The 7,257-nt window shown below is 69.8% G+C and carries 6 protein-coding genes; 2 read left to right on the top strand and 4 right to left on the bottom strand.

The window, feature by feature from the left end; all coding sequences use genetic code 11:
* Together ACFPZI_RS28075 and ACFPZI_RS28070 are read right to left on the bottom strand one after the other, a co-directional pair.
* The coding region (locus ACFPZI_RS28075; protein ID WP_381368597.1) for a tyrosine-type recombinase/integrase at positions 1-1,144 on the bottom strand (1,144 nt) is incomplete at its 3' end.
* 140 nt (positions 1,145-1,284) lie between these two features.
* Positions 1,285-2,259 carry a helix-turn-helix transcriptional regulator gene (locus ACFPZI_RS28070; RefSeq protein WP_381368595.1) on the bottom strand — a complete coding sequence of 325 codons (975 nt, stop codon included), beginning with the start codon at positions 2,257-2,259 and terminating at the stop codon, positions 1,285-1,287.
* Between the two features lie 80 nt (positions 2,260-2,339).
* Between ACFPZI_RS28070 and ACFPZI_RS28065 the strand changes: the two genes are divergently transcribed.
* Positions 2,340-3,074 (top strand): alpha/beta fold hydrolase, encoded by a 735-nt coding sequence (locus ACFPZI_RS28065; RefSeq protein WP_381368592.1) that lies wholly within the window; start codon positions 2,340-2,342, stop codon positions 3,072-3,074.
* 26 nt (positions 3,075-3,100) lie between these two features.
* Positions 3,101-4,177, top strand: coding sequence for a winged helix DNA-binding domain-containing protein (locus ACFPZI_RS28060; RefSeq protein ID WP_381368589.1), 1,077 nt, complete (start codon positions 3,101-3,103; stop codon positions 4,175-4,177).
* Here the strand turns inward: ACFPZI_RS28060 and ACFPZI_RS28055 are convergent.
* Together ACFPZI_RS28055 and ACFPZI_RS28050 are read right to left on the bottom strand one after the other, a co-directional pair.
* Positions 4,172-5,566: a transposase gene (locus ACFPZI_RS28055; protein ID WP_381368586.1), complete on the bottom strand. Its 1,395-nt coding sequence runs from the start codon at positions 5,564-5,566 to the stop codon at positions 4,172-4,174. The two genes, ACFPZI_RS28060 and ACFPZI_RS28055, sit on opposite strands and share 6 nt — an antisense overlap.
* Complete coding sequence (locus ACFPZI_RS28050) at positions 5,527-7,107, bottom strand: DUF4158 domain-containing protein (RefSeq protein ID WP_381368583.1); 1,581 nt, start codon at positions 7,105-7,107, stop codon at positions 5,527-5,529. Before ACFPZI_RS28050 ends, ACFPZI_RS28055 begins: the two co-directional genes overlap by 40 nt.
* Between the last annotated feature and the right edge of the window lie 150 nt (positions 7,108-7,257).

Below are 7,257 nucleotides of genomic sequence, written 5' to 3'. Positions count from 1 at the left end.
AAACGGGCTGGTCGCAAGGCCAGTACCGCGCCCCGGCCCGACCCGACCCAGCCGCAAACGGCGAGCTCACGTCCGGCGACGTGCGGCGGGGTCGCGTCCGGCGACGTGCGGCGGGGTCGCGTCCGGCGACGTGTCGGGCGACCGAGTCGACGCCAGGGCGGGCGTACCGCTCCAGGGAGCGGACGGAGGCGTGGCGGGAGCGGGCCAGCAGCATCGGGGTCGAGGTGCCGTCCTCGGCGTCGTGTGTCAGGGCGCTGTGGCGTAGCCGGTGGAGTGTCCACCCGTCCAGGTCCTCGATGTCGTCGGGTGAGGCGAGGGGGTTGGCCGGCAGGCGGGTGTTCTCCTCGAAGATCTCTTCGGCCCGGCGGTAGGAGAGCCGGGCCCGGCCGGTCTTCGGGCACACGTCCAACGTCGGCGTCCCGGCGGGGGCCTTGCGGTCGGTGAGGAACAGCGGGCCGCGGGTACGACGGCCGATGAGGCGGGGCAGCAGCTGGGCGGTGCCGGACTGCCAGTGAATCCACTCGGTTGCCCCGCCCTTGGCGGTGATCTTCCCGCGTTTGTCCTGCGGATACAGGTCTTCCACGTTCAGGCACAGCACCTCGTCGGCCCGGGCGGCGGACTCGTAGAGCATCTTCCACTGCGTCTTCTCGCGCAGGGCGACGTCCAGGCGCCACAGGGCAGCAATCTGGTTCTCGGCCAGGGCCTTGGTGCGGTCCGGCGGCGCCGGCCGCCGCTCGATGCCGACCGTCGGGTCGCCGACGATCCAGCCCTGGCGCTGCCACCAACCGACCGTCTTGCGCGCGATGGACAGCTCCCGGTTGACGGTGTCGGCGTCCATCGCGTCCGCCCGCGCCGTCGCCAGTTCGGTCAGGACCTCCGGCAGCGCCGGGTCGTCGATCGCGGCGACGGGGAAGACGGGCGGCTTCGCGCCCCGGCGGGCGGGCCCGGTCGGCGCCGGTTCGCCGGCGAGCATCCACCCCCACGTCGTCAGCGAGATCCGGTAGATCCGCGCGGAGGACTTCGCGATGCCCGCACCCGTGAGGTACCGCTCGACCGCCGCAGCGTATGACGAGGGCGGGGCGGACAGGGGCACCACCCGGGCGCGCGGCAGCCGGAGCGCGCCCCCGCTCCCGGGTTCGGTCACTGGTTCGATCGTCATACCCGCCCCGCCCCGCCCTTCCCGCACTGCCGCAGTAAATGCGTACACCTCGCCCCGGCGGCCGGAATGGTCCGCCGCAGGTCGCGGTGATCACGGTAGGGGCTCAGCCGCAGTAAATCCGGCATTTACTGCGGTAGTTCTTCCGGACCTCGTTGGGCGGCTGCGATGAGCTGGGCGGCCAGATTCTTGAGCGCCTGCCGTAGTTCGTCGGGGTGGTGGATGGTGAAGGGCCATTCCAGGGAGGCGAGCATGTGGGCCATACCGTCCAGCCGTTCTGCCCGTGCGTGCATCAGGACGCCGGTGGGTTGGGCGGTGAGGGTCACCGCTGAACGCGGCAGTCGGCGGGCGATCTCATCGAGGGGGCCATGGATCGTCACCTCGACGTGCCAGCGGTAGGGCCCCTGGGCCAGGGTCGAGGTCAGGTGGGCCACGGGGTCGAAGCCGTCGGGTGCGGTGAAGCTGTCGGCTCGGGAGGTGACGGAGGTGATGCGGTCGATGCGGAAGGTCCGCAGGCTGTCGCGGAGGTGGTCGTGGCCGACGACGTACCAGCGGCCGGTGTGGAAGACCACGCCGTAGGGGTTGATGTCGCGTTCGGTGTGTTCCTGGCGCCAGGACTGGTGGTGGATGCCGACGGTCGTGCGGGCGCGGGAGGCCTGGGCCAGTGCCAGCAGGATGCCGGTTCCGGGTGCCTGACCGATCACGGCGTTGGCGGTGAACGACAGGGTCTCCCGCATGGCGGCGAGCGGTTCGCGCAGGGCCTGCGGAAGCACCCGCTCGATCTTGGCCAGGGCACCGGCACTGGCCGGTGCCGCGGTGCCCATGCCCAGACGTTCTGCCGCGAGCAGGCCAAGAACGACGGCGAGAGCCTCGTCATTGGTGAGGACCAGAGGTGGCATGCGGTAGCCGCGGGCCAGTCGGTAGCCGCCGTAGCGGCCGCGTTCGGCCTCCACGGGGATGCCCAGTTCCCGCAGGTGGGCCGTGTAGCGGCGCACCGTGCGGACGTCAGTATCCAGGCGGTCTGCCAGCTCCGCCCCGGTGAGTCGGGCGTTTGACTGGAGGAGTTCCAGCAGGGTCAGCACACGGGTCAGGGGATGCGACATGGGTCACTCGGCATTTCAGGGCTGATTCTGTCCTGTATCGACTTTACGCTCCCCGCAGCACCTCACTTCAGGGAGATCACATGGCTACCTTCGTACTCGTTCCCGGCGCCTGGCTCGGGGCATGGGCCTGGGAAGACACCGCCCGAGCTCTGCAGGAGCGCGGCCACACGGCGCTGCCGCTGACGCTGACGGGCCTGGCCGAGCACGCAGACCAGGGCGGCCCCCAGACGGACCTGGACACGCACATCGCGGACATCACGGGATTCGTCGAGCGGAACGATCTGCGCGACGTCACGCTGGTTGCCCACAGCTACGCGGCTGCCCCGGTAACCGGGGCAGCCGGACGTCTCGGCGACCGGCTGGAGCGCGTGATCTACGTGGACAGCGCCCCGTTCGCCGTAGGCATGTGCATGCTCGACCTCATGCCACCGCAGGCAGCGGACCAGCTGCGCCAGCAGGTCTCAGCTTCCGGTGACGGGTGGCGGCTACCGGTGCCGCCGTTTGAGGTCCTGGGCTTGTCCAGCAGCCTCGACGGTCTCGATGAGGGCCAGCGGGACGTGCTGCGCGGGGGTGCCACCCCTCAGCCATTCGGCACCTACACTCAGCGTCTCGCCGGCCCGGCCGAGCTCAGCGTCGGTGTGGACCGTGTCCTGGTCGCGTGCCACGACTTCACGGGGCTGCTGGATGCCGGGGTGCCGATGCTGGCCTACCTGAACCAGCCGCCGTGGCGTCGCTTCGACCTGCCCACCGGGCACTGGCCGATGCTGTCCGCGCCCGCCGAACTCGCCGACATCCTCGACAAGGCCGTCTCCTGACCGCGCTGGATGAGAGGCACAGCCCGATGCTCGACCACGAAAGCGTCCGCAGGCTGCGGGCCCACGCCCAGGCCCTGGCCGGCGGAGCACGGGAGGCCTCTGCCGAGGCGGTCGTCCGACGGGTCTTCGCCATCCAGGCCCAGGACGCGACGGCCGCCGACCTGGGCATCCGGGTACGCGGCCAGGACATCACCGCCCAGGCCATCCGCACGGCGTACGAGGACGAGCAGAGCATCGTCCGCGGCTGGTACATGCGCGGCACCCTGCACACCATCCCCAGCGACGACGCCCGCTGGGTCCTGAACCTGCTCGCCCCCAGGACGCTCGCCGCGACCAGCCGCCGCTACGGGCAGCTGGGCCTGGACGACGATCTGCGCCAGCGCGCCGACCATCTCATCCGGCGCGTCCTCACCACGCACGGCCCGCTCACCCGGGCCGAGCTGACCGAGCACCTCACCACCCTCGGTCTCCCGCCGAACGGACAGGCGCCGTTCCACCTGATCCGCCACGCCGCACTCACCGGCATCCTCTGCCACGGCCCACAGCGTGCCGGTGAGGCCACGTATGTGCTGCTCGACGACTGGCTGCCCACCACCAGGGGTGCCCAGTGGGAAGAAGACGCTGCCCTCACCGAGCTGGCCCGTCGCTACCTGGCCGCGCACGCCCCCGCCACCCTGGAAGACTTCGCCGCCTGGTCCGGGCTGCCGGTCACCTGGGCCCGCACAACCTGGAAAATGCTGGCTGAATCCGGCGCGATCACCGAGTACGGCGCGTTGACCACACTCGCTGCGCCGGTGGGGAAACCAGTAAGTACATCTGACACCCCAGACGTTCGCATGCTGCCTGCCTACGACAACTATCTCGTCGGCTACCGCAGCCGCGAGCTGTCCGTCCCTGCTCTCCACCATGCCCGCGTTTGGCCGGGCGGTGGCCTCATCCGGCCCACCGTCATCACCGACGGCCTGGCCATCGGCACCTGGACCCGTCGCTCTGTGACGTGCGCCATCCAGGTAGATGCGTTCGAACCTGTCCCACCTCAGATCGAACCGGGAATCGACCTGGAGAAGGAGGCCGTCGCCCGCTTCCTGCAGGATGGGTCATGACCGCTCCGCCAAGGACTGGCCGGCGCCGTCCGTCGGGGCCCGCGGCCCCGGTACGGAGGCCGCAGCGAGGTTGAGGCGGGCGCCCATGTCGAGGTTCACCTCACCGTATGGCCGGACGTGGGACCAGAAGAGCGGGGTCAGGCCGCGCCGGTCGGCGGGCGTGAGCAGGTCCGCCCACTCCGGTTCGCCGAGGATGTCCTGAAGCATCAGGGTGTTCACGAAGACCAGGGCCGATTGCAGGATGCGCAGGCACAGCACGAACATCTCCTGCTCGTCGCGCCGGTTCGAGGCGATCTCCCCGCCCTTGTCGTAGGCGATCACGGAGTTCGCGCCATTGGAGGACTCCATGACGTTCAGGCCCTCCTCGATCTCCCGCTGGAGGTCCCGTAGGCGCAGGTAGCGGGCCACGAAGATGGTCTTCTGGGCGCGGCCGACCTCCAGCATGGCCGCGTAGGTGGGGTGGGAGGCGTTGCGGGTGAAGCGGCGCAGGATCGCCTCGGTGGACGCGGTGCGGGTCCGGATCGCGGTGGCGTACTTGATCATCTGGTCGTACTGCTGGGCGATGAGTTCCCAGCGGATCGGCCGGGTCAGCGCCGGGGTGAGCTGCGGGTAGGCGTCCGGTTCGCCGGCCACGGGCCGGTACAACTTCACCTTGTTGATCCGCTTGATGCGCGGCAGCAGGTCGAAGTTCAACAGCCTCGTGATGCCGAACCCGATCTCCGACTGGCCATGCGAGTCCGTGTAGTTGGCCTCGACGTCCATCGTGGTGCCGTGCCGCATGGCGCCCTCGATCATCGCGGCGACCTCGGAGGCGGTGCAGTTGATCAGCTGGGAGTGGATGGCCAGGGACCTCTTCTCCACGTGCCAGTAGATGAGCACCCCACGGCCGCCGTAGCGCGAGTGCCACTCGGTGAACAGGTTCTGGTCGTAGGCACGCACGTGCGTGGAGTCGGAGGCCACCGCGGTCGAGCCCTGGCCCCACAACTCGGTACTGCGGGCGGCGAAGGTGGCGTTCGCGATCTGGACGGCGATGGCACGGGCAGCCTCGGCGGAAAGATACCGGCGGCGCACGTACCGCAGCTCGTCCTCGGTGTGCCCGTGGCCGCCGGACGCCACGGCCTTGATCCCGGTGTTCGTGCCGTACGCGTAGATGATCAGCAGCAGGCGCTCGGCCAGGACCTCCGCCGACAGACTGCCGCCGCCGGAGACGGAGGTGACCGCGTCCAGGCAGCCGGTCCGCAGCACCGCCTCTTTGAGCATGTCGATCAGGGGCACGATGCCCCATCGGCGCTGTACCTCGCCCTTGATCCGGCGCAGATTGCGCGGCTCGGGCTGGGCCTCGGCCGCCGTCAGCCGGATCGCCCCGGACTTCCGCTCCGCGATGTCCACCAGGACAGCTTCGGCATCCGGTCGTTCAGCAGGGTCAGCTCGGCCGTCATCTGCCCGCGCGGCTCGTCGACGAACACCGCCGGGTCCAGCGGCTTGCGCAGCTCCCGGTAGTTCTCCGCCCGCCGGGCCTCGAAATCCGAAGGCAGGTCCTCGTCCGGGTTGCGCCACTTGTCGGCGCCGATCACCCAGATCTCCTTGCACTTGAGCTGGTCGCGCAGGGCCTGGAAGGCGACGACCTCATAGACCATGCGCACCACCCGGCGCCGGCCCCGCTTGTCGGTGCGGTGCACGACCTCGGCCCAGTCCCCGCTCATCGCCTTGTGCACCGGCACCGTCTCGCCCAGCGGGTAGTACGTGGTGTTGCCCGCTGCCGCGTACCGGGCCACCAGCGCCAGGGCCTCGATCACCGGCCGGTGCGTGTGGTTGGAGGAACGGAACTCCAGCACGTCCAGCAGCCTGATCAGCCCACGCCGGTAGTGGTTGGTGTACGACGCCTTCAGCGTCGTCTGCACGGTCCGCCGGTAGACCGGCCCCCGGGTCTTGAACTCGTGCACCAGCTCCCGCAGCGTCACCTCACCCCCGGACACCGCCGGGAACACGACCTGCCGCACCATCCCCTCCGGGGCGCCGAGCGACGCCTCGGCAAGCTTGAAAAGGATGTTCTCCTTGCCCGACACCTTCTTGAACGCATTGACCAGCTGCTCGGTGACCTTCCTCTCCGCCCGCGCCCCGATCCGGTGCACCGTGGAGATCAGCAACTCGACCAGCGTGTCCGTGCTCTCCCGCTCCCGCTCGTGCAGCAGCGCGGCCAGCAAAGTCACCCGCAGCGGCACCGGGTGCGTCCGCAGATGGGACGGCGACTCCACCGCGGCCCGCGCCCGCCACCCGGCCACAACCTTCGGCGCGACATCGGCGAACAGGTCCGCCGGCAGCCCGACCGCCCTCACCGCAAGCAGCTTGTCGATCTCGGTGAGCATCGTTTCCAAGCTCACATTGCCCGGCGCTTCCTTGACCTTCGCCAGCACTGGCGGCGCGTCCTCGCCCTCCGTACCGCCGCCCGCGAGTCCGGCGTCGTCCTGGTCGGCGCCAGCCACCAGAGCCACGATCCGATCCACGCTCTCCACGGTCAGCCGCGAGCAGATCAGGGCAGTCAGCGACTCCTCGGCCGCACGCAGGGCAGCCGCCACGATCCGGTCGCACCGACCCGACGTGGGCGGCTCAATGCTCTCCATGCGGCAACGTGCCAGCAACTCCACCCGGACCTGCTCGGGCCTGCGTTCCTTGTGCGCGACGTGCTCGGCCAGATACGCCGTCAGCTTCTCCGCGTCCGCGACACTGCACTCTCGAAAGACGAACTCCACGGCCTCACCAGGCAGCTCTGCCCGATTCCGGGGAAACCGACCGTACTGCGTATAGAACTTCAGCAAAACGGCGAAGCCCAGTCGCGTCGCACCACGCTTGCCGGACACGAGCCCCTGCTCGTCCTTCAACAGCGTCCAGTGCTCGACCAACTCATCCAGGTCCCACGGGGTACGGGCCACGATCGCCAATCGTCCACGCAGGGCTTCACACACCGCAGCCGTACGGCCCCGGACTCACCCACACGGGTGATGCCCCCGCAAGATCACCGCCGTTTGCGGCTGGGTCGGGTCGGGCCGGGGCGCGGTACTGGCCTTGCGACCAGCCCGTTT

It is taken from the genome of Streptomyces chlorus (genome assembly GCF_042655885.1).
In the GTDB taxonomy this organism is placed as follows: Bacteria; Actinomycetota; Actinomycetes; order Streptomycetales; family Streptomycetaceae; genus Streptomyces; species Streptomyces chlorus.
The sequence above is the reverse complement of the archived record's forward strand: the minus strand, read 5'-3'. Positions and strand labels throughout refer to the sequence as shown.